Origin of the sequence: Clostridium lamae (assembly GCF_033043255.1) — a bacterium.
Taxonomy (GTDB): Bacteria; Bacillota; Clostridia; order Clostridiales; family Clostridiaceae; genus Clostridium; species Clostridium lamae.
This window is the reverse complement of sequence record NZ_JASCQJ010000001.1, coordinates 216,820-238,738: the sequence shown is the minus strand read 5'-3', so window position 1 is coordinate 238,738 and position 21,919 is coordinate 216,820. Positions and strand designations below refer to the sequence as shown.

The 21,919-nt window shown below is 29.7% G+C and carries 20 protein-coding genes; 3 read left to right on the top strand and 17 right to left on the bottom strand.

The window, feature by feature from the left end; genetic code table 11:
• Window positions 1–143: 143 nt before the first annotated feature.
• Window positions 144–1,235, top strand: a complete 1,092-nt coding sequence (locus QK892_RS01035; protein WP_317271659.1) for an ATPase — start codon at window positions 144–146, stop codon at window positions 1,233–1,235.
• Window positions 1,236–1,296: 61 nt separating this feature from the next.
• On the opposite strand, the gene QK892_RS01030 is transcribed toward QK892_RS01035, so the two are convergent.
• The 13 genes from QK892_RS01030 to QK892_RS00970 form a co-directional block, all read right to left on the bottom strand.
• The gene (locus QK892_RS01030) at window positions 1,297–1,584 is read right to left on the bottom strand and encodes a hypothetical protein (RefSeq protein WP_317271658.1); all 288 of its coding nucleotides are present in this window, start codon (window positions 1,582–1,584) and stop codon (window positions 1,297–1,299) included.
• A 3-nt stretch (window positions 1,585–1,587) separates the two neighbouring features.
• Complete coding sequence (gene ligA / locus QK892_RS01025) at window positions 1,588–3,579, bottom strand: NAD-dependent DNA ligase LigA (RefSeq protein ID WP_317271657.1); 1,992 nt, start codon at window positions 3,577–3,579, stop codon at window positions 1,588–1,590.
• Between the two features lie 616 nt (window positions 3,580–4,195).
• On the bottom strand, window positions 4,196–6,421 hold the full coding sequence (gene pcrA, locus QK892_RS01020; RefSeq protein WP_317271656.1) for a DNA helicase PcrA: 2,226 nt from the start codon (window positions 6,419–6,421) through the stop codon (window positions 4,196–4,198).
• A gap of 589 nt (window positions 6,422–7,010) precedes the next feature.
• Window positions 7,011–7,727 (bottom strand): pseudouridine synthase, encoded by a 717-nt coding sequence (locus QK892_RS01015; protein ID WP_317271655.1) that lies wholly within the window; start codon window positions 7,725–7,727, stop codon window positions 7,011–7,013.
• 143 nt (window positions 7,728–7,870) lie between these two features.
• Window positions 7,871–8,368 carry a GNAT family N-acetyltransferase gene (locus QK892_RS01010; protein ID WP_317271654.1) on the bottom strand — a complete coding sequence of 166 codons (498 nt, stop codon included), beginning with the start codon at window positions 8,366–8,368 and terminating at the stop codon, window positions 7,871–7,873.
• A 17-nt stretch (window positions 8,369–8,385) separates the two neighbouring features.
• Entirely contained in the window at window positions 8,386–8,517 is a 132-nt protein-coding gene (locus QK892_RS01005) for a hypothetical protein (protein WP_394854992.1), read from the bottom strand.
• Window positions 8,518–8,751: 234 nt separating this feature from the next.
• Complete coding sequence (locus QK892_RS01000; RefSeq protein ID WP_317271653.1) at window positions 8,752–9,483, bottom strand: lytic transglycosylase domain-containing protein; 732 nt, start codon at window positions 9,481–9,483, stop codon at window positions 8,752–8,754.
• Between the two features lie 62 nt (window positions 9,484–9,545).
• On the bottom strand, window positions 9,546–11,621 hold the full coding sequence (locus tag QK892_RS00995; RefSeq protein WP_317271652.1) for a triple tyrosine motif-containing protein: 2,076 nt from the start codon (window positions 11,619–11,621) through the stop codon (window positions 9,546–9,548).
• Window positions 11,622–11,747: 126 nt separating this feature from the next.
• On the bottom strand, window positions 11,748–12,191 hold the full coding sequence (locus QK892_RS00990) for a YaiI/YqxD family protein (RefSeq protein ID WP_317271651.1): 444 nt from the start codon (window positions 12,189–12,191) through the stop codon (window positions 11,748–11,750).
• Window positions 12,191–13,546, bottom strand: coding sequence for a glucose-6-phosphate isomerase (locus tag QK892_RS00985; RefSeq protein WP_317271650.1), 1,356 nt, complete (start codon window positions 13,544–13,546; stop codon window positions 12,191–12,193). Before QK892_RS00985 ends, QK892_RS00990 begins: the two co-directional genes overlap by 1 nt.
• Window positions 13,547–13,755: 209 nt before the next feature.
• Window positions 13,756–13,914, bottom strand: a complete 159-nt coding sequence (locus QK892_RS00980) for a hypothetical protein (RefSeq protein ID WP_317271649.1) — start codon at window positions 13,912–13,914, stop codon at window positions 13,756–13,758.
• Window positions 13,915–13,962: 48 nt separating this feature from the next.
• The gene (locus QK892_RS00975) at window positions 13,963–14,208 is read right to left on the bottom strand and encodes a hypothetical protein (protein ID WP_317271648.1); all 246 of its coding nucleotides are present in this window, start codon (window positions 14,206–14,208) and stop codon (window positions 13,963–13,965) included.
• A gap of 69 nt (window positions 14,209–14,277) precedes the next feature.
• Window positions 14,278–14,586 (bottom strand): peptidoglycan recognition protein family protein, encoded by a 309-nt coding sequence (locus tag QK892_RS00970; protein WP_317271647.1) that lies wholly within the window; start codon window positions 14,584–14,586, stop codon window positions 14,278–14,280.
• Between the two features lie 174 nt (window positions 14,587–14,760).
• Between QK892_RS00970 and QK892_RS00965 the strand changes: the two genes are divergently transcribed.
• Window positions 14,761–15,183, top strand: coding sequence for a GNAT family N-acetyltransferase (locus tag QK892_RS00965; RefSeq protein ID WP_317271646.1), 423 nt, complete (start codon window positions 14,761–14,763; stop codon window positions 15,181–15,183).
• 144 nt (window positions 15,184–15,327) lie between these two features.
• Window positions 15,328–15,840, top strand: a complete 513-nt coding sequence (locus tag QK892_RS00960; protein WP_317271645.1) for a hypothetical protein — start codon at window positions 15,328–15,330, stop codon at window positions 15,838–15,840.
• A gap of 271 nt (window positions 15,841–16,111) precedes the next feature.
• Here the strand turns inward: QK892_RS00960 and QK892_RS00955 are convergent, their stop codons facing one another.
• The 4 genes from QK892_RS00955 to QK892_RS00940 all read right to left on the bottom strand — a co-directional run bounded on the left by QK892_RS00955 (window position 16,112) and on the right by QK892_RS00940 (window position 21,780).
• Window positions 16,112–16,516: a YmaF family protein gene (locus QK892_RS00955; RefSeq protein ID WP_317271644.1), complete on the bottom strand. Its 405-nt coding sequence runs from the start codon at window positions 16,514–16,516 to the stop codon at window positions 16,112–16,114.
• Between the two features lie 129 nt (window positions 16,517–16,645).
• Complete coding sequence (locus QK892_RS00950) at window positions 16,646–18,391, bottom strand: ammonium transporter (protein ID WP_317271643.1); 1,746 nt, start codon at window positions 18,389–18,391, stop codon at window positions 16,646–16,648.
• A gap of 307 nt (window positions 18,392–18,698) precedes the next feature.
• Window positions 18,699–20,801, bottom strand: a complete 2,103-nt coding sequence (locus QK892_RS00945; protein ID WP_317271642.1) for a glycoside hydrolase family 36 protein — start codon at window positions 20,799–20,801, stop codon at window positions 18,699–18,701.
• Window positions 20,802–21,015: 214 nt separating this feature from the next.
• Window positions 21,016–21,780 carry a YwaF family protein gene (locus QK892_RS00940; RefSeq protein WP_317271641.1) on the bottom strand — a complete coding sequence of 255 codons (765 nt, stop codon included), beginning with the start codon at window positions 21,778–21,780 and terminating at the stop codon, window positions 21,016–21,018.
• Window positions 21,781–21,919 lie beyond the last annotated feature (139 nt).

Sequence of the window (21,919 nt, the reverse complement as noted above, 5' to 3'; positions counted from 1 at the left end):
CATTAAATTAAATAAACATTGAAAATTTATGCATAAAATAAAGTTGTCAGATATGCTTTATTTATATTAATTTTTTTCATAGTTACACTTTTTAAGTTAATACATATATTATTATTGAAACATTACTATATAAATTACTAGGAGTGATAATTTTGACTTTTAGCAAAGAAAGGCATATTTTTTTAGGAGGTAATACTTATAAAGGCTTTCATTCTTTTTTTTATTCTATAATTAATAAAGAAAATGCTAACAGGGTCTTCTGTATTAAAGGAGGTCCTGGTACAGGAAAATCTTATTTAATGAAAAAAGTAGCAACTCATTTTCTTAATAAGGGCTACTCAGTAGAATATAATCATTGTTCATCAGATGAAAAATCTTTAGATGGAATAGTAATCCCTGAACTAAAAATTGCTATGTTAGATGGCACTTCTCCACATATGGTTGATCCAATCTATCCTGGTGCTGTTGATGAAATAATAAATATGGGTATTGCCTTAGATAATGATGCACTTTCTTTAAAGAAAAAAGAGTTAATCAGCATCTATAAAGAAATAAGCAACAATTTTCAAAGGGCTTATAAGTTTCTTTCGGCAGCAAAACCTATCCACGATGATTGGAGTAGATTGAATTTTGAAGCTTTAGATTATAGTAAAGTGTTTACTATATGTGAAAGTCTCAAGGAAGAAGTTTTTAGTAAGCAAATACCTGGATTTGGTGATGAAAGACATATATTTGCAACGGCATTTACACCTAATGGAATAATTACCTTTACCGAAGATTTAGTTGCTGAACTTAAACACAAATTCATATTAAAAGGCGGCCCTGGATTTAGTAAAACTAAAATTCTTAAAGAATTAGGGACTCTTGCTCAAAAAAAGGGCTACTTCGTAGAATATCTTCATGATCCATTTAATCCCGAAAGAATTGAGCATATATTAATACCTGAAATATCCACCTCAATAGTTACAGAAAATGAAATTAGTAAATGCTCTTTTGAAGGAAAAACTTACAATATAGAAGATTTTTGTACGTATTCTATTCTTCAAAAAAATAAAGAAGACATAGATTATAATAAGGATATCTTTTATGAACTAACAGATAAAGCGCTAAGCTTAATATCCAATGCACATGAAATTCATGATGATTTAGAAGCTTATTATATAGACGCTTTAGATTTAGATGTTTTAGATAATATCTATATAGAAACAATTAATAAGATCGAAAGATATATTTAATATTCAAAAATTTCTTCTTGGAATATCCTTAATAAAAAAATAAGGCTGCTTTTTAGGCAGCCTATTTTACTAAGTTTATTATAAAGAATAAAGAAATAATAGAAGTAGTTATACATATTATTGAATAAATATATTTCTCTTTTCCAACTTTATTAAATAGAAATCTAACACCCCATAATGCCATGGTAATACATATCCCAATTTGTAATGGAAGGTATGAATTATATATAGGCATACTATTAATGAAATGATATGTTGTTAAGAAAGTCAGGACTATCATTACACTTGCTATAATGGATGATACAGTACATAAAAGTGTAAGAATATCTTTCATTCTAAATTTCTTCATTTCTTACTCCTTTATTAACTCCTCAAATTCTTCTTCATTCAACACCCTAACCCCAAGTTCAACAGCTTTATTTAGCTTTGATCCTGCCTCTTCTCCAGCTATTACAAAATCTGTTTTTTTACTAACACTCCCTGATACCTTAGCTCCTAATAGTTCTAGCTTAGCTTTTATTTCTCCTCTTGAATAATTATTTAATGTACCTGTAACTACTACAGTTTTTCCTTCAAAAGGACTTGCTATAATTTCCTTCTCTTCAAATATTGGATTAACTCCAAGTTCTAAAAGTTCATTAATTGTGTTAATAGCTTTTTCTTCTTTAAAGAACTCCATAACACCACTAGCAACTATTCCACCAACATCTTGAACAGATATTAATTCTTCAAAGTTTGCACTCTTTAATCCGTCTATAGACTTAAATCTATTAACTAAATCTTTTGCAGTTTTAACTCCTACATTAGGAATTCCTAATGAATATATAAATCTATATAACTCACAGTTTTTACTTCTTTCAACTGCATCTAAAAGATTTTGTGCCTTCTTAGGACCAAACTTATCTAGTTGTAATAATTCTTCCTTATTAAGTCTATATAAATCTGCTATTGATTTAATATCCAATTTTTCAAATAATTGCTCAGCAGTTTTTTCTGAGAATCCTTCAATATTCATAGCATCTCTAGAAGCAAAATGAACTATACTCTTTACCATTTGAGGCTTACATGATAATGTATTTTCACAGAAATAATGAACTCCATTTTGAACTAAATGAGCTCCACATGCTGGACATGTTTCAGGAACATTTATTTCTTCACTTCCTTCTAATGAAGCTTCAACTACTCCCATAATTTCTGGAATAACATCATTAGATCTTCTTACAAATACTTCTGCTCCAATTCTTACACCTTTTCTTCTTATATCATCTATATTATTTAAAGTTGCTCTCTTTACAGTTACACCAGCAAGTTCAATTGGTTCTAATATAGCTGTTGGTCCCACTCTTCCACTTCTTCCAACATTCCATTCTACATCTAATAGCTTAGTAGTAGCTTCTTGAGCTTCAAACTTATATGCTATAGACCACTTAGGGAACTTTATTGTATATCCCATAAGTTCTCTAGTCCTTATATCATCAATAGCTATAACTACTCCATCAATATCATAATTTAAATCAAATCTTATACTTTTAATATACTCTATTTCTTTTTCTATTTCTTCAATAGTTGTACAGTATCTAACATAGTCATCCATTGGGAAGCCTTTTTCTTTTATGAACTTTAACATTTCTTCATAAGTTTCAAAAGCTTCTCCTTCTTTATATCCTATATCATAGAAAAATGCAGATAAATTTCTCTTTGCAGTTTCCTTTAAATTTAAATTTCTTAAAGCTCCAGCAGCACCATTTCTTAAGTTCTTAAGAGGTACAGTTGCAGTTCTATTATAATTTTCAAAGGCTTCAGTAGTCATTATAGCCTCACCATGTATCTCAAATAAATCATTATTATCTACTCTTATAGGAATAGATTTTATTGTCCTTACTTGAGCCGATATCTCTTCTCCTACTTCCCCATTTCCTCTTGTAGCAGCAGCAGAAAGTCTTCCACTCTCATCATAAGTTAAATTCACTGTAAGTCCATCAAACTTTTTAGTAAGTACATATCTTGGTGCTGGCAAGCTTTCTCCTCTAGCATTCGCTTCATTTATAAACTTAAGATTTCTAGTATGCCAATCCTTCAATTCTTCAATACTTTGAGCCTTATCTAAACTCCAAAGCCTAGCCTTATGAGTATACTTATTAAAACCAGCTGCAATCTTATCACCAACTCTAAGAGTAGGAGAATAAGGAAGAACATAATTAATTTCCTCCTCTAAAGCTTTCAGTTCATAATACTTCTCATCATATTCCTTATCTGTAACAGAAGGATTATCTAAAGAGTAATACTCATAAGCATATTTATTTAATTCATCAACTAAATCTTCAATTCTTTTCTTTTTATCCAAACAAAACACCCCGATCTTATAATGGGAAAAATGAAAGAATTAAAGAATGAAAAAATTGTTGAAATAATTCAGGCAAGCCCAGTTAATTAATGCACAATTGATAATGCATAATGCATAATTGTGGATATAATTCAGCGAGCTGAATTATGAACATTTATAAATTCATGTGGAACTTATTTCTTAATTCTTTCATTCGATTTTGCGAAGGCAAAAGAGAAAATTCATTCTTTCATTTTCCTAAATTACGAAGGAATTTAATCCTTTATTCTTTCATTTTTTCATGCCAATTTTGCTTCAGCAAAGAGGCTCTTCATTCTTTCATTTTCCAAAACTCAGAATGAGCTTTCACATTAATTATGCACTTTTATCAATGCATAATGCATAATTGTGGAAATAATTCAGACAAGCTGAATTATGAATTATTATAAATTCCTAGGAATTTATTCCTTAATTATTTCATTCTTTCATGCTGATTTTGCTCCAGCAAAGAAGCTCTTCATTTTTTCATTTCTATTTTGCGAAAGCAAAAGAGAATCTTCATTCTTTAATTCTTTAATTTTCAAAAACTCCGTAGGAGTTTTCACCTTAATTATGCATTAGCATTATGCATTATGCATTAAAGTAATTCTAAGTTTGCTAATGAAAGCATCAATATCTTTATGCCCTGACTATCAAAGGCTATAGTTAGTTTCTTATCACTTCCTGTATCTGCGATTGATACTACTGTACCAACTCCAAATTTGCTATGTTTAACCTTTCTTCCCATAGTAACCTCATCTCCTGAAACTGTAGATGTTGCTTTTTGTGGTTGTGGCTTTGGTCTATTCATAACACTGCCTCTTAAGCTGTGTGGATTATTAAAGCTACTTTCTGGTTTAAACATTGATTTTCTTGCTTCTTGTGCTCCCCCACTAGCTGATACATATTCTTTTAAATCTGGTTTTATTTCTGCTATAAAGTCAGATTGAGGATAAGCTACAGTTCTACCAAATTGTCTCCTTACCTCAGCAGATGTCATAAATAATTGCTCTTTTGCTCTAGTTATTCCAACATAGCAAAGTCTTCTTGACTCTTCCATTTCTGATTCACTATCAAATGAAGCAACTCCAGGGAAGATTCCATTTTCCATACCAACCATAAATACTACTGGGAATTCTAATCCTTTAGCACTATGAACAGTCATTAAAACTATTGTATCTTCTTCCTCTTCAAGCTTATCTGTATCTTGAACTAATGAAACTTTTTCTAAGTATGCTGATAAACTCTTATCCTCACTACTTCTTTCAAAATCAACAGCATCAGAAACTAATTCTTTTAAGTTTTCAATTCTGCTTTTGTCTTCTATTTCTTTTGATTTTTCTAATTCAGCTATATATCCTGTCTCTTTTAATATAGTTTCTATTAAAACAGATACAGGCATAACTTCACTCATATCTACGAATCTTTCCATCATTTCCATAAATACTTCTATGCCTGCACAGTTTCTTGCAGTAAGAGTTGGAATATTTCTAACTGTATTTAAAGCATCCCATAATGGAAGTTCATAATCATCAGCAAAATCAACAACCTTATTAACAGTTGCATCTCCTATTCCTCTCTTTGGAACATTTATAACTCTTCTTAAAGCTATACTATCAGTTGGATTTACTAATACCTTTAAATATGAAAGCATATCTTTAATTTCTTTTCTATCGTAGAATCTAGTTCCACCTAAAATTTTATATGGAATATCATTTCTTCTTAGGCTTTCTTCAAATATACGTGATTGGGCATTAGTTCTATAAAGAATTGCAAAATCTTTAAAACTCTTATTTTCTTCTCTCTTTATCTTATTAATTTGACTTGCTACGAAGTTTCCTTCATCACTATCTGAATAAGCTCTATAAACCTTAATTTTATTACCTGATTCTTGTTCAGTTCTTAAAACTTTACTTTTTCTATTTGCATTATTTACTATAACAACGTTAGCGGCATCTAGAATATTTCCTTTTGAACGATAGTTTTGCTCAAGTTTTATTACTTTTGCATTAGGATAATCTTTTTCAAAGTCTAGGATATTCCTAATGTCAGCCCCCCTCCACATGTATATGCACTGATCATCATCGCCCACCACGCATATATTCTTATGGCTTTCTGCAAGTAGTCTAATTAATTCGTATTGAACCTTATTTGTATCTTGGTACTCATCTACCATAATATATTGGAATTTTCTTTGATAAAATTCTAAAGTTTCTTTATTAGTTTTAAATAATTCAACTGTCTTGAATATTAAATCATCAAAGTCTAATGCATTGTTTTCCTTAAGTCTCTTTTGATACATTTCATAAACATCTGCGATTTTCTTTTCTCTAAAATTACTTTGATGTTCTCTCATAAAGCTTGAAGGACTTTGCATATTATCCTTTGCCTTACCTATTTTACTCATTATTTCTTGTTCAGTTATATCTTTATCATTTATATTTAATGCTTTTATACACTCTTTAATAAGAGTCTTTTGATCTGAAGTATCATAAATTGTAAAACTCTTTTTATATCCTATCTTCTCAATTTCTCTTCTTAGTATCTTTACACAAGTTGAGTGGAAAGTAGATATCCACATATCTTCAGCTCTTTCTCCTATTAAAGCTTTAACTCTATCCTTCATTTCTTTAGCTGCTTTATTAGTAAATGTTATAGCTAAGATTTTATATGGTAAAATTCCTAAATCATCTATCATATGAGCCATTCTATATGTCAAAACTCTAGTTTTACCTGAACCTGCTCCTGCTAATATTAATACTTGACCGTCTACAGTAGTGGCCCCTTCATATTGTTCTTTGTTAAGTAATGACTTTAAATCCATCTATACAGACTCCTTTCCTATTACTAACATATTATATCATACATATCTTTTATATTGTTGCCAAAATAAGATCAAAATAGCTATTTTAAATACAAAAGAAAAAGAGCTATTTTGAAACAGCTCTAAAATAATATTACCTCACTAATTTTATATCTTTAAATATATTCTTAAATCTAAATTATGACATTATTCATTCATATACTTCTAATTATGATTTTTAAAATTCATGATTAGAAGCAGTATATCTTTATTTTCGAATCATAATTTTGGATTTATATTATCTATCGTTCAAAAATCAAAATTAATATATTTTTATAAATCACTTTTGTAAAAGTTTTCTATATTAAATTTGATATTTTTTAGCTCCCAGAAAACAATTACATTATTAAACAAACAAAAAACGCAACCCTTGGGGCCAGGTTGCGCTTTAGCAATAAGCAATAAATAAAAAGGGGGCTATTTATTCCTTTTATTTATCCTTGCAAAGATATTATATTGCATACATTTTAAAAATGCAAGTTATTTCGAAATAATAGTGCAAAAAAAACTGTAATATGAATGATTTTATTGCACTATTTTTAATTATTCGTTAAAAACCTTTTAATATATTGATTTCATCCTCAGTTAATTCTCTATATTCGCCTTCTTCTAGCTCTTCATCTAGTTTTAAAGTTCCAAATTCTACTCTTCTTAAATAAACCACAGTCTTCCCTACAGCTTCAAACATTCTCTTGACTTGATGGTACTTTCCTTCTTGAATTGTAACCATTACTTCTGATCCGTCTTCTGTAGCTTCCAATATTTCCAGCTTAGCTTCCTTACATAAATATCCATCATCTAATGTTATACCATTTTTAAACTTGTTAACATCATCTTCTGTAACCTTCTTGTCTATTTTTGCATAATAAACCTTATCTACTTTCCATTTAGGAGATATTAATCTGTGATTTAATTCCCCATCATTAGTCAGTAGTAAAAGTCCCACTGTATCCTTATCTAATCTTCCAACTGGGAAAGGATTAAATACTTGATGCTCCACTTCTAATAAATCTACTACTGTTTCATCTCTAGTATCAGAAGTAGCTGATACTACCCCATCAGGTTTATTCATCATTAAATAAATATATTTTCTATAAAAAATCTCTTCACCATTTACTATTATTCTGTCATTTTCAGGATCTACTTGCATCCCATTGTCTTTAACTAATTCACCATTAACTTCTATAAGACCTTTTTTTATAGCTTGCTTAATCTCTTTTCTGCTTCCATAACCTAAATTAGATAAAACCTTATCTAGTCTTTCCATAAAGGCACCTTCTTTCTTAGTATATTTTGAACTACTAAGAATCATTTTATTACTTAAACTGAAAAGACACAAGAATAAAATGTATAATGTAAAATGTAGAATGTAGAATTATAGAAAAAACTCCTTTCGGAGTTTTAGAAATGTTATTTAATCTTTTTCTCTAAAATATAGCTGATCTCATACTTATCCATTGGCTTTTCTATTTTCACAACATGAAAACCACATTTATTTACATAGAAATGATGATTTCTTCTTGAGAATCCAGGTGTATCTGTTCGCCATATAGCAGTGTCAGGATACTCTTTTTCAATGAATTCCCAAACCTTTTTACCTATACCTTTATTTTGAAGATTTGTATCTATAAATATATTTCCTAAGTAATTAATATTTGTTTCACTATTTATCCATAAAATTACACAACCTATGGTCTTATCTTCTAGGCTTATCTTATAGGAAGTTGTATCTTCTAGGAATCCATATTTTCGTAAAAAGTCTCCATTATCATAGCCTTCCGGTCCACCTTTATCTTCACCTAAATGAATTTTGGTATCCTCATCAAAGGCTCTTTCCATTATTGTAGTTAATTCGTCAATATCTTTTTCTTGTAAAACTTCAAAAATTAAATCTCCATATTTCTTCATAACATATTGATCCCTTCTTATAACTTTCTTATAGGAAAAAACATATATCCTTCTTGCCATAGCCTTTGAATAAAGCCATTCCCTTCATTAGTTGAACCTTCTTTGCCAATTACAGAAAATGATTCTTTTATACATTTATTAATCTCCATCTCAATTCCCCCTATAATATAACCCTACTTATTAATTTAATTATACTCTTATATCCATAAATTTACATGTATAATGTTGTTAGTTAATTTTATAAAATCTATAATTTTACAAGTTCTAGAGTTCATAGCGCAAAATAAAAGAGCGTTTTTACACGCTCTTAAAATAAATTTTTAGTAATCTTTAACAAATTACATTAAAAACTATTTACTTTTACTTTTTAATTACTCACATTTTTATACTAGTTGTCCCATTATTTTTGGCACATAATTTTGTGTTTCCTCTGGCATTTTATATAAATCACTTGGAGAGCTTACCCCTCTTCTTTGAACTGTACCTGGTCCTGCATTATATGCCATTAGCGCCATCTCTACATTGCCATTATACAAATCTAAATAAGATTTAATATGTTTAACTCCAGCGTTTATGTTTTCATCAATATCAAAAGGATTTTTTACTCCATAGGCTTTACTATTAAAATCCATTAATTGCATAAGTCCCTTTGCTCCAGCACTAGAAACCGCATTTGGATTAAAGTTTGATTCCTGTTTTATAATTGCTAACACCAATTTTTTATCAACACCATATTGGCTTGAATATTTATCAACAGCATTATAAATCTTATCCATATCAACAGAAGAATTTTCTTGTGAATATACTTCAAGACTGTTACCTACATTATTATATACTGTATTAGTACTTTCTAAGACTAACTCACCAGTTTGTATTGGAGTAGTTCTCATTCTTAGTGGAATATCATCAAGTCTTTGTCCCGATCCAGATGTTGTATAAGAATATGATTCTTCCTCTTTATTTTCTTGATTTTCTTCTGAATTCATATTCTCTATTTGAGAATTCACCATAGTTTCATAAACTAAATCAAATTCAGGACCATCACCTATTGCCTTTTTTAAAACATCTTTACTTATAGTTAATCCCAAAAAATCTTCAACCTTAGATATATTCACACCTCTACCTCACTCTCACTAATAATATAACTATTATTAATTTCGTATATAATATATTATTCTTAAGGCTTAACTTCAAATTCTAAATATGCATAGTCCTCATAATTAACTTTTTTATAGTAACTCTTACTTAAAACTAAAACTCTATATTCCCCAGGAGTAAATGGAAGGAATGTATAGTAGTTTTTTTTGCTATAAGGTTGTACTCTTACCCAGTTCCCCTTTTCCATGATGTAAAATTCATAACAAACGTCTTTTCCACCTTCACTTAACACCTCAAAAGTAACCTCTTTACCTGCTAGAACTTCATTAACATCTAATTTAATTTTAGTATTAGTTATTTGTACTGCTTCATTCACATAAATTGATAGCTCTTTCTTTGTATCATACTCTTCTTTGCACAATACATTTTTAGCATATATCTCAAAGGTATATTTCCCTGGACACTTAGGTTTAACCTTAATATATTTACTAGAAATAAATCCCGTATCTTCAACTTCATGTCCATTAATTTTAGTTACATATCTTAATAATATGTTCTTTGTATTTTGTGTTATTATCTCAAGCTCTATTTTATCTCCTACTAAGTAAAACTCTTTTCCTTCTAATAAAACATAATCAATTTCTGCTTCTTGATATTCCTTTACTTTAAAGAATAACCGATCATGAGCATCATATTCCCTTGAAGAATATTTATCTATAACTCTTACCTCAACTTCATATTCTCCACTTTCTTCAGGAGTAAAATTAACCCAATTCGTTAATCCGTATTGACTTCTTTCTTTTTCAATCCCATCTTTATATACTATAAAAGAATATTTAAGACATGTTCCACCTTCTGCTTTTACTTTTAAGTTTATCGGTTCTCCCTTAACACACCCTCTTGTTTTACTTGAATTTATTTCTAAAATATTGATAGGCTTTTCACCCTTTTTATCAATTTTAAAGAATAATTCTTTTTTATCTTCATACTCTCCTTCAAATGATATATCTTTTACCATTAAAGTTATCTTATATTCTCCTTCTGCTTTAGTTTCCCAGTTAAAATTCCTATTTCTAATATATCCACTCTCTTCAGCAACTGGTCCTTCTATTATATATTTATATAATACCTCTTTACCTCCAGACACTGATGCCTTAAGTGTTATTGTATTTCCACACAATTGAGGTGAACTTAATTCTGAAGTAAAATTATTAATTCTTATTTCCTCATATGCCTTAACTGAATAAATCATAGCAGCTCTATCATCATAAGGTTTGTTAGAAAAGATATCTCTTACATAACATAGTAATTTATATTTACCTTTTTCATTTTCATATAGAGAGACAATATTTTTTGTGGAATAATCTTGAATGCAAGTAACTCTTCCATTCTCATCTACTCTTAAAAACTTATAAAGAATAGTTCTTGATTTTTCATAATTTACTCCAACTTTAAAGATAAGCTCCTCTCCAACTAAAAGATTACTTGATAAACAATCAAATGAAGTCAATTCAATTACTGGCTGTTCCCTTACTTGAAATTTAATAGTTGTAAAATCATCTACATTATTAAATGAAGACGGTCTCTTACATTCTATTAGTATTTCCTCTTCTCCCACCTTTGTAGTTGTATAAGTTAACTTATTTTCTGTACTGTAGTCTTTTAAAGGCTCCCAACCATGAGTTCCTCTAATCCAAAATCTATATAACAATACTTCCTCTTCTTCTGGAGAAAGTATATCTAAATTAATCTTTTCTCCTAGTATTAAGCTTGTCTTATCTATTACTACATCTTGTATTAATTTACTTATTTCTGTATTATTTCTGTCACTCTCAATTATATCCTTTTCGATTATATCTTTTTCATCTGCATCTTTTATCTTATACTTCATTCTTCCAATATTAGTGACACCAGACTCCTTATCTACAGTTTGAACCATTATCATATAGTCACCTGGATTATTAGGCTTCCAATTGCATTGAGAATCACCTGAAAAATCCTGTATTTGCTTCCAAGTTAAACTTCTTTCATTTGGTGTCCCTTCTAAGAATTTGTATTCTAAATTTTCTTCATTTTCTGTAATTACTTTTATTTTAATTTCTTCATTTACATTTGACGGACTTTCCTTATCAAAAACTAATATTATATCACTCATACCCTCACACCCTGTTTTTCTCAATATTGTATAATATTATTATACATTTACATCCTCAAAATATAAAACGAAATTTGTCATCTATATATAAAAATAAGGATAAACCGTAATTTATATTTCTACAGTTTATCCTTTTATATTACTTTCTATTAGCTTTATCAAGTTTTTCTCTAATCTTGAATCGTCTTCTTTTGTCCTTTTTTTAGGATTATTAGTTCTTCCACCTGCACGCCTTATTTTTTGAGAGATATGTCTTTCTTCTAATAATCTGTCAATATTTCCTTCATTATAATAATATCCCTTAGGATTAATAACATAAGCTTTTTTACCTAAAGCAATAGCTGCTACTCCATAATCTTGGCTAATTACTATATCCTTTTCCTTACAAATATTTATTACATACATATCTACACTTTGAAATCCACTATCTACAACCTTAACTTCACCATATTCTAAATATATATAATGATTAATATCGCAAAAAACTATTAAATCTAGTTTATATTCTTTTGCTATATTTTCAATAATGGAGATACCTGGACAGGCATCTCCATCTACTATGATTCTCATTATTTTAATTTAGCTTCTAATTCAGCTTTTAATTCTTCGAATCCTGGCTTTCCAAGTAAAGCAAACATATTCTTCTTGTATGCTTCAACTCCTGGTTGATCAAATGGATTAACGCCTAATAAGTATCCACTTATTCCACAAGCTTTTTCAAAGAAGTATACCATGTATCCAAAGTAATATGCATTAAGTTCTGGAATATTTAATACCATATTTGGAACTCCACCATCATTGTGAGCTAATAAAGTTCCCTTAAATGCTTGTTTGTTAACAAAATCTATAGTTTTTCCAGCTAAGAAATTTAATCCATCTAAGTTTCCATCAACTTCTTCTATAGACATTTCTCTCTTAGCTTTTTCTACATTTAGAACTGTTTCAAACATTATTCTGCTACCCTCTTGGATAAATTGTCCCATTGAGTGTAAGTCTGTTGAAAAGTCTACTGCTGCAGGGAAAATTCCTTTTTCATCTTTTCCTTCTGATTCTCCAAATAATTGCTTCCACCATTCATTGAAATAGTGTAAACCTGGTTCGTAGTTAACTAAAATTTCTGTGTTCTTTCCTTTATTATATAAAATATTTCTCATTGCTGCATATTTGTAGCAATCATTGTTCATAAAGTCATCAGTTGCATATGCTTCTCTAGCATCTGCAGCACCTTGCATCATTTCATCTATACTAATTCCTGCTACTGCTATTGGTAATAATCCAACTGCAGTTAATACTGAAAATCTTCCGCCAACATCATCTGGAATTACGAATGTTTCATATCCCATTTCATCTGCTAAGGATTTTAATGCACCTCTACTCTTATCAGTAGTTGCAAATATTCTTTCCTTTGAACCTTCAACACCATATTTCTTTTCCATATAATCTTTAAATACTCTAAATGCTATAGCAGGTTCTGTTGTAGTTCCTGACTTAGAAATAACATTTACGCTTATGTCTAATCCTTCGATTGCATCTAAAAGATCAGCTAAATATGTTGAACTAATATTGTTTCCAACAAAGAATACTTGTGGAGTTTCTCTCTTATTTTTTCCTAAAACATTATAGAAGTTGCTATTTAACATTTCTATAGCCGCTCTTGGACCTAAATATGATCCACCTATTCCTATAACTATTAAAGCATCTGAATTTTTCTTTATTTTTTCAGCTGCATTTTTTATTCTTGCAAACTCATTTTTATCATAGTTTACAGGTAAATCTAGCCATCCTAAAAAGTCATTACCTGCGCCTGTTCCCTTTTCTAGAGTTTCTTGTGCAACTTTAACCATTGCTTCCATATGTTTTAATTCTTGTTCTACTTTTACATATGGTTCTACTTTAGATAAGTCTAATCTTAAACCTTTATTCATTTCTATAACCTCCAAATTTTCTAGGAATTTTTTTGTCAACTGATTCTACGTTTATTAATTCTAGTATATTATAACATAATTTATTTTTATATTTAAAATTTTTTATTTATTTATATTATTTCATACATTGCTCTAAAATACTTATACATTTTTTCTATGAATATATTAATAAAGACAAAAAGGAGCTATTAAACAGCTCCAATTGATTATTATGCTTTATACCCTGCTAAAACTAAGTCCTTTAAATAAACCCAGCTAGTTATTTCTGCTAACAAAGCCTTATCATAAGTTATCCTACTAACAGTGAAAGTTTTTTGTTTTACCCAATAAGGAATAGTTTCACTTGTAGCATAATAAATTCCAACCACTTTTACTTTTGAACCTACAACTATATTTTCTATCGGATATACCTTTACTCAAGAACTATTAAATATACTATAACCAGGATTTTTATCTGCACAATCTATTGCATTTTGCAATACACTAAATGCTCCAATTTGTGAAGCTTCATCTGCCCATGTTTTTCTTACCCTATATAATTCAGTTGTCGGTGGATTTAAATTGTCTATTTCAGTTTGAATAATATTTAAGAATCTTTGCCATCCCATATCTAAAGTTCTATGAGGGCAATATTTACCACTAAAATCTTGATGTTTTTTCACATTACTTATCGTCCACCCATATTGTTTTAGTAATGCTGCAACTTCTTTTGCTGCTCTCTTTTCTGCTATTCAAAATCTGTCTCCTCCTGATTTTGAATAACAGATTTCTACTCCAATATAATATCTGTTACCTTCACCACTTCCTCCATCTCCAGCATGCCAACCATTTCTATTTAGTGGTAATCCTTGAATTGCTTCTTTATCATCCACAGCAATATGAAAAGATGTAGAACTAGTATTAGTTTGCATGTAAGAAATCTCATTTGATGCAGTTGCATCATTTGCAGTGTTGTGAATACATATACCTTTTGGTGTCATTGGATAAGGACATTTTAATGAATACTTGTCTGATGAAATAAGTCTTTGAATTAATGCCATTTAAAATTCTTACTCCTTTTAATTTATTTAAGGAATTATTATCCTTACCTATTACATACGTACTAGAAAGGTCTTTTTTAAATTTTTATATTTTTAATTTTATATTTATCTTCTTTTTCATCATTTAATTTATGATAAAATAATATTAATTTATTGGTAAAAGGGGTATATATAATGAATATAATAATAAAAAAAGATTGTTTAAATATCGATTGGCATGAAGTCAGAGATATAATAAGAATGGTAGGAATGTCCTATGTTGATGCAGAGCTTCATAAAAAGTCCTTTGAAAATAGTTATGCTGTAGTTTTTATTTTTCATGATAGTAAATTGATTGGATTTGGAAGATCTATTTCCGATGGTGTTAGACAATCTGCTATATATGATGTCGCCATTCATCCAGAATATCAAAGAAAGGGTATCGGTAGCTTAATTATAAAAAATATAATTGAAGCCACTCCTACTTGCAACTTCATACTTTATGCTTCTCCTGGAAAAGAAAGCTTTTATGAAAGCCTCGGATTTAGCAAACTAAAAACCGGTATGGGGTTATTTGTAAATATGGAAAGAATGAAATCTAACAACTTCATTTATTAAGTTCAAAGCCAACCTTATATAATATTTTATTTGTAATTATACTTTTCTTATTGTAACAATTATAGTCCAAGCAACATATTATAGAATATGTGCATTATAGTTAATACTGCACAAATATAATTACGTTTATGGAGATGGATTAGTATGACTTATAGTAATTCAAATGACAATTGGTATTTCTCTTATGATGATGAAAAAGAAGATAATAGAGAATACGATAATGAAAGATGTTGGGAAAAGAAAGAAGAAAGACATTGTAAAGACAAAGATAAAAAGAAAAAAGAAGAATACTACTGTAAATGCTATAAGAAACATGATGATAAGAAAGATAAAGATCATGATGACAAAGATTACGACGACAAAAAAAATTCTAATTGGAGAGAAATTGACGAGCGTGATAGGTGTAAGTGTCCTAGAAAGCATGATGACGACAAAGATAAATGCAAAGACGATAAGGACGACAAGAAAGATTATTCAGAACTTTACTGTAAATGCTATAAAAAAGAAGAAGATAAGAAAGACAAATGTCATGAAAAACGTGATGAAGATAAACATGATAGATGTTGTGAAAAACGTGATGATGACAAGAAAGATGACTATTCCTATGAAGATCACTTTAAGTGGTGCAAACACACCTATGAAAATCAAAAAAGATAGTTAGATATTTATATTTTTAGGAATTATTTTTAGAAATTATTTTTAATAAAAATTCTATAATTTAAAATTTCAGCTGTATCTAATTAGGTTAAAACAAATTAGATGCAGCCCTTTTTACTTGATTAATTCTAGTTAAAAGTTAAATATTTTATAAAAAAGATAGTAATATGTAATGTTTTTACATATTACTATCTTAATTCTTAGAATAAATTATTACTTAATATTCTTATTCAAAAAAATTAAGTATTTTTACTCAAGTGTATAGTTTGAATTAACAATATTCATTGTCACCTATAGGATTTTCAATTAAAGTCGCAACCCTAAAATTATGCCTATGGCCATTACTATCCCTTGTGCAAGCAAATACATAATGGACATGCCTTGCACCATTACCTACTGGTATTGCTGGACCAGTAACAACATCAAGAACATGGTAATGATTATTATGATTATCTGTTCTTGTTACTATTCTATGAACATGACTTTCTCTACCATTACTATCTCTACAAGGAATTGCGTCTCCAGTAACTCCTGCAAAACGATGATTATGGGCTTGGCTAGTATTTTCTCCAACTACTCTTGTGCTACCAAGGTACTCATGAACGTGTCTTTGAACTTCTTCTTCACAACTGCGTCTTTCCTCTTCTTCTTCACATCTCATGTCTTCTCTTCTCATGGTTAGACCCCTTTCTCTTTTGTTACGTAATATCTAATATATAATACATAATATATAATATTTATTTACTATGGATTTTGTTACTCTTTTCTAATAAATCTTTATAAAAATGTGTGATATATAATTATATTATTCTTCATCTTGTAATGCATCATAACCATGTTCTTTAGTACGAATCTTAATTACATCTTCTACATCGTAGATAAATATCTTTCCGTCACCAATCTTTCCTGTATAAAGTACCTTTTGTACAGTTTCAACAAGAGTTTCAGTTGGTATTTTACATATTACAACATCAATCTTAACCTTAGGAAGAAGCCTAGTATCCATAGGTGCTCCTCTAAAGAATGTTGGATTACCCTTTTGCATACCATGACCAAGAACATTTGTAACTGTAAGCCCAGTAACCCCAAGTTTTTCAAGAGCATCTTGTAATTCTGAGAGCTTATTTTGATTTGTAATAATAGTAACCTTTGTCATCTTTTCATCTGAATTCTCTTTGTGAACAACAGGAATTGCAACATTTGCTGAAACATTCTTATTCTTTGAAAAATCTTCTTCAATATCTATCTCAATATTTTCTACAGAATTAGTAAATTCAGTTGCAATTCCAGCTATAGCAAAGTCCGGATAAGCTATATTTCCATGCTCACCGATATCAAGTCCAGCAATTTCTTCTTCAGGAGATACTCTAATTCCAAGTGTCTTCTTAATTAAATACCAAACAAGTAAAGATGAAGCAAATACAAATGCACCTACTGCAACTATCCCTATAAGTTGAGCCCATAATAATTCAAATCCTCCGCCATAGAATAAACCATTTTTAGTTGATAAAGTAGTGATTCCTTCTTGTGCAAATAACCCAACACAGATTGTCCCAAAAACACCACAAGCAAGATGGACAGCTGTAGCTCCAACTGGATCATCAACTTTTATTTTATCAAAGAACATTACTGCAAATACTACTATAATACCAGCAATAGCTCCAATTAATAATGAAGCCTCAATACTAACATATGCACAACTTCCAGTAATTCCTACTAAACCAGCAAGACATCCATTAATAGTCATTCCTAAATCAGGTTTTCCTATTACAATCCAAGAAGTAGCAGTAGATGTTATTACAGCTGCAATTGCTGCAGTATTAGTAGTCATTAAAATATGCATTACATCAGCTGGATTTTGAAAACTCATTGTAGATCCAGGATTGAATCCAAACCAACCAAGCCAAAGAACAAATAATCCTATAACAGCTAGTGACATATTATGCCCTGGAATAGCCTTCACTTTACCGTCTTTACCATATTTTCCAATACGAGGACCAAGAATCAATGCACCTGCAAGTGCTGCCCATCCTCCAACTGAGTGTACGACAGTATCACCTGCAAAATCCATAAAACCTATATTAGCAAGCCAACCGCCTCCCCATACCCAGTGACCAACTATTGGGTATATAATAAGAGTTAGTACAAATGAAAAAACTATAAATGAAATATATTTTACACGCTCAGCTACAGCACCAGAGACTATAGTAGCTGCTGTACCACAGAATACAAGTTGGAAGAAGAATTTTCCCCAAAATGGAACACTTGCTGTTAATGTTTCATCATAGAATGAAAGATCTGCATTTCCTAAAATAAATAGATTCTCTGTTCCAACAAAAGGGTTGTCCCCACCAAACATCAGTCCCCATCCAAGTAGCATAAAACCAAGTGATGAAACTGCAAATACAATAAAGTTTTTTGATAGGATATTAACTGTATTTTTGGATCTTGCAAAACCTGCTTCCACTGATGCAAAGCCAAGATTCATGAAGAAAACCAAAATAGCTGCAAGAAATACCCAAATAGTGTCAATAATCATTGTAGTATCCATAATTATACCTCCTAAAAAAATATATAAAAAAAGAAGGCAAAGACATTCTAACTTAGAACGCCTTTGCCCTCTTTTTTTTTTAATGTTATTATAATATCACGGCTAATAATTCGTGTCAATATTTACCTCAAAAGTATTATTTTATTTTATTTTTTACAAATTTGCATCGTTTACTTTTACGTATTCTATAATTTTTTATATAATTGTAACTTTTTTTCTTATATTTTATACATTGCTCATTTCATAGAAATATAAATTTTATTATTCTAATGATTTGATGATTTTCTCTTAGGCATTAATAATAAATTCAAACAAGCTTAATCGCTAAAGCTTTATAATTTTCCTTTGGATAATATTTCAAAACATTATTCTCAATAACAACATTTTCTTCTGTATCAGAATATATTTCTTTTATTTTTTTAGGATATCCTTTTTTTAGTTCTATTGATATACATTCTGGAATTTCCGCTTCAAATGTATGGATAACAATATAAGCCTCATTATTTTTCCCTATGCGAAGAAGAGCTTGCCATCCCTTAGGATATCTTGTGCTTTTTATTTTACTTCCATATAAATAAGATTGTCCATTTTTTATGATTTCAGATATACTCTTATAAAATTTTATTCCCTTTTCTATTAAAATCCACTGATCTTTTGTAAGTTTTGTTACATCTCCAGATAAACATAATCTTCCTAAAAATGTATTTGCCATTGAATATGCTATTCTCTTTAAAGAATCATCTGTACGTATCACAGCCCATATTTGACTTTGTGCTGGATGAATAACTCTATGAAGGTTTGCTGCTATAATAGGAATATCCTTACATTCATGAGCATCTGAAAATGAAGCCATGCTCATTTGAGCCATAAGGCTAGGCTCTAGACGATGTCCTCCTGATGCACAATTTTCAAGTACTATATTAGGAACTTCATTTTTAACTTTATCTATAAATTTATATGAAGCTTCCATATTCTTTCTTAAGCCTTCTCCAAGAGATTCTGCTCCTTCACAACCAATTCCAATGGTTTCATTATAATCAATTTTCATATAACCAAATCCATATTTGTTTAATGTACCTATTACTCTATCTGTAAGATAATTCTCCACCCATGGATTTTTCATATCCCAGAATCTTCTGAAATAACTTGTTAATACTTTTCCATCCTTATGAAGAAGATAATCTTCCATTTTATAAGCCTTTGATGCACTACCTACATTTTCGATTTCAAACCAAATACCAGGAATCATATCTGCATCTTTAATTACCTTTACGGTCTTATCTAAACCTTCTGGAAAAAGACTTTTTGATACCTCATAATCTCCCATACTTATATCCCATGGAATTCCATCTTCTTTAAACCACCCACAATCAATAACAAAATAGCTAAATCCTTTTCCTTTAATATTTTCAAGAATTTCTGTGATATTTTCGTGTGATGGATTCCCCCAAGTAGTACAATATTCATTAAATACTAATGGTAAATCTTTTTCTATATCTGGAACCTTATCAAGATGTTCTAATGCATATTGTGTAAGCCTACCAGTTAATTCATCGAAGGATTCTGTATTTGCTGTTGTTACAATTGCATAAGGTGTATCAAAAGTCTCCTTAGGTTTTATTTCTTTCATCCAATGTCCAAATTCTCTATCTGCAAGCCCACCGCTTATACTTAATCCATCATCCTTACGATACACTTCCATTTGCCAAGAAGCATTATGAGCAATTTGAGCTCCCCAAAACACATTATTTTTTCTATCTTCTATTGCTACGAAAGGAAAGAATTTATTTACTGGCATTGATCCTACTTGACCAAAACGTTCACAACGAACTGCATGAGGTGAGTATGCTGGCTCAAGCTGTAAGTCCTCTACAGGCAAATACTCATGTCTTCCTTCTTGACTCCAAACACCTCTTATTCTATGAAGATATAAATTTTCATGTCCATCTCCCTCTAAGTAAGGAGATAATCCACTAATAGAAAAGCTCTCCATCATTTCTAAAGAAACTACTTCCTCACTTTGATTTTCAAAAGTACAGTAAATCTTTATATATGGTGTTTTATATTTCCATATAAGGTGGTGGGTCACCCTATATCCTCTATCATCTAATAATACTGTATTAATAGTTAAATATTCATCAGCCTTTTCTATTTCTTGCTCTTTATAAACAAGTCTTTTTACTGTTTCACTATTACGCATGGTATTTCCCATAGCATATGCACAATCATAAATATCCCCAGTTATTTTCAACTGGACTAAAGACTCTAATTTCTCATTTTTCACAATATTATTTTCAGGATATTTATCAGAAGGAAGCAATCTTAATGAAACTTGTCCACTACTTTCTTCTATCAAATATTTTGCTATTATATCACCTAAAATATATTCTCTTAATAGTTTTATTGCCATATTATTTTCTCCTCATAACCACCCATTTTTATCTCTCAATAAATAAAATTATATAGCAAAAAGTAAATGTTCACTATATAATACCCTTATCAAATGCCCCTTTTTTTTTTATAATGATCCTTGTTTTTTACAACAAAAAAGAAGGAACTGTCGCAACAGCACCCTCTTTAATCTTCCAGTTCTTTTACCTTTTAACCTTATTTTAACGCAAATCTTAAGCACAAGTCTTTTCTTCTTTACTTTTTAAAATTCCAGACTTAGATTTTTTCATAAAATAAAATGGAGAATACATTACTACTAATACTAATGATTCAATGACAGGTACCCCAAGTAAATGATGTCCAAAGTTTTCTCCAAACCAATAAAGTGGATTACCAGGTTCTGCAGACATTAAAAACATAAAATTCGTATCCCATAATAAATTTAAAAAGTAAATAGGTACAGACATAATAGCTGTAAAAAGAATACTTTTAGGAATTTCCCTTATATCTGGCTTAATATCTTTTCCAGCCACAAGCATCAATGGATATGTTGCCAATAAAATATGTATAGTAAAGCTATGCATATGCATGAAATTCCCAAACGGTAATTCTATCCAACTAGGAGCTACTATCGCTGCTAAAGCTGCTGGAAAACAAATCGAATAAAGAAAGTTATCCAACATCTTTGAAGGTTTATACACATGATAAGTAATTATAAAAATATTAATACTACATAAGTGCAATGGTAGATACTTAACGCCATAATTTCCACCTATTAAAAGCATAACTATTTTAAAAATTTCATCTCCTATAATTAAAAAAGCCATTACCTTTCTTAACTTTAAACGTATTGTCGTATCACTTGAACTATAAACGTAACAACAAATGCCAGCAAAGATGATAAAAATTGCTAGCCAAAATAAATGTGTTGCTCCAAAATAGCTAAACCCAACACCCTCTTCTATTGTTTCTACTGTGTCTAAAAAATATTTCATCATCCCATCTCCCCTCTCACATATAAACTATACCAAATCTAAACATAATTTTACAACTTTTTCTATATAATACAAACATTAAATTATACTGAACTTTATATTAACCAGAAATTAAATAGCAGATAATCACTAGGATCATCTG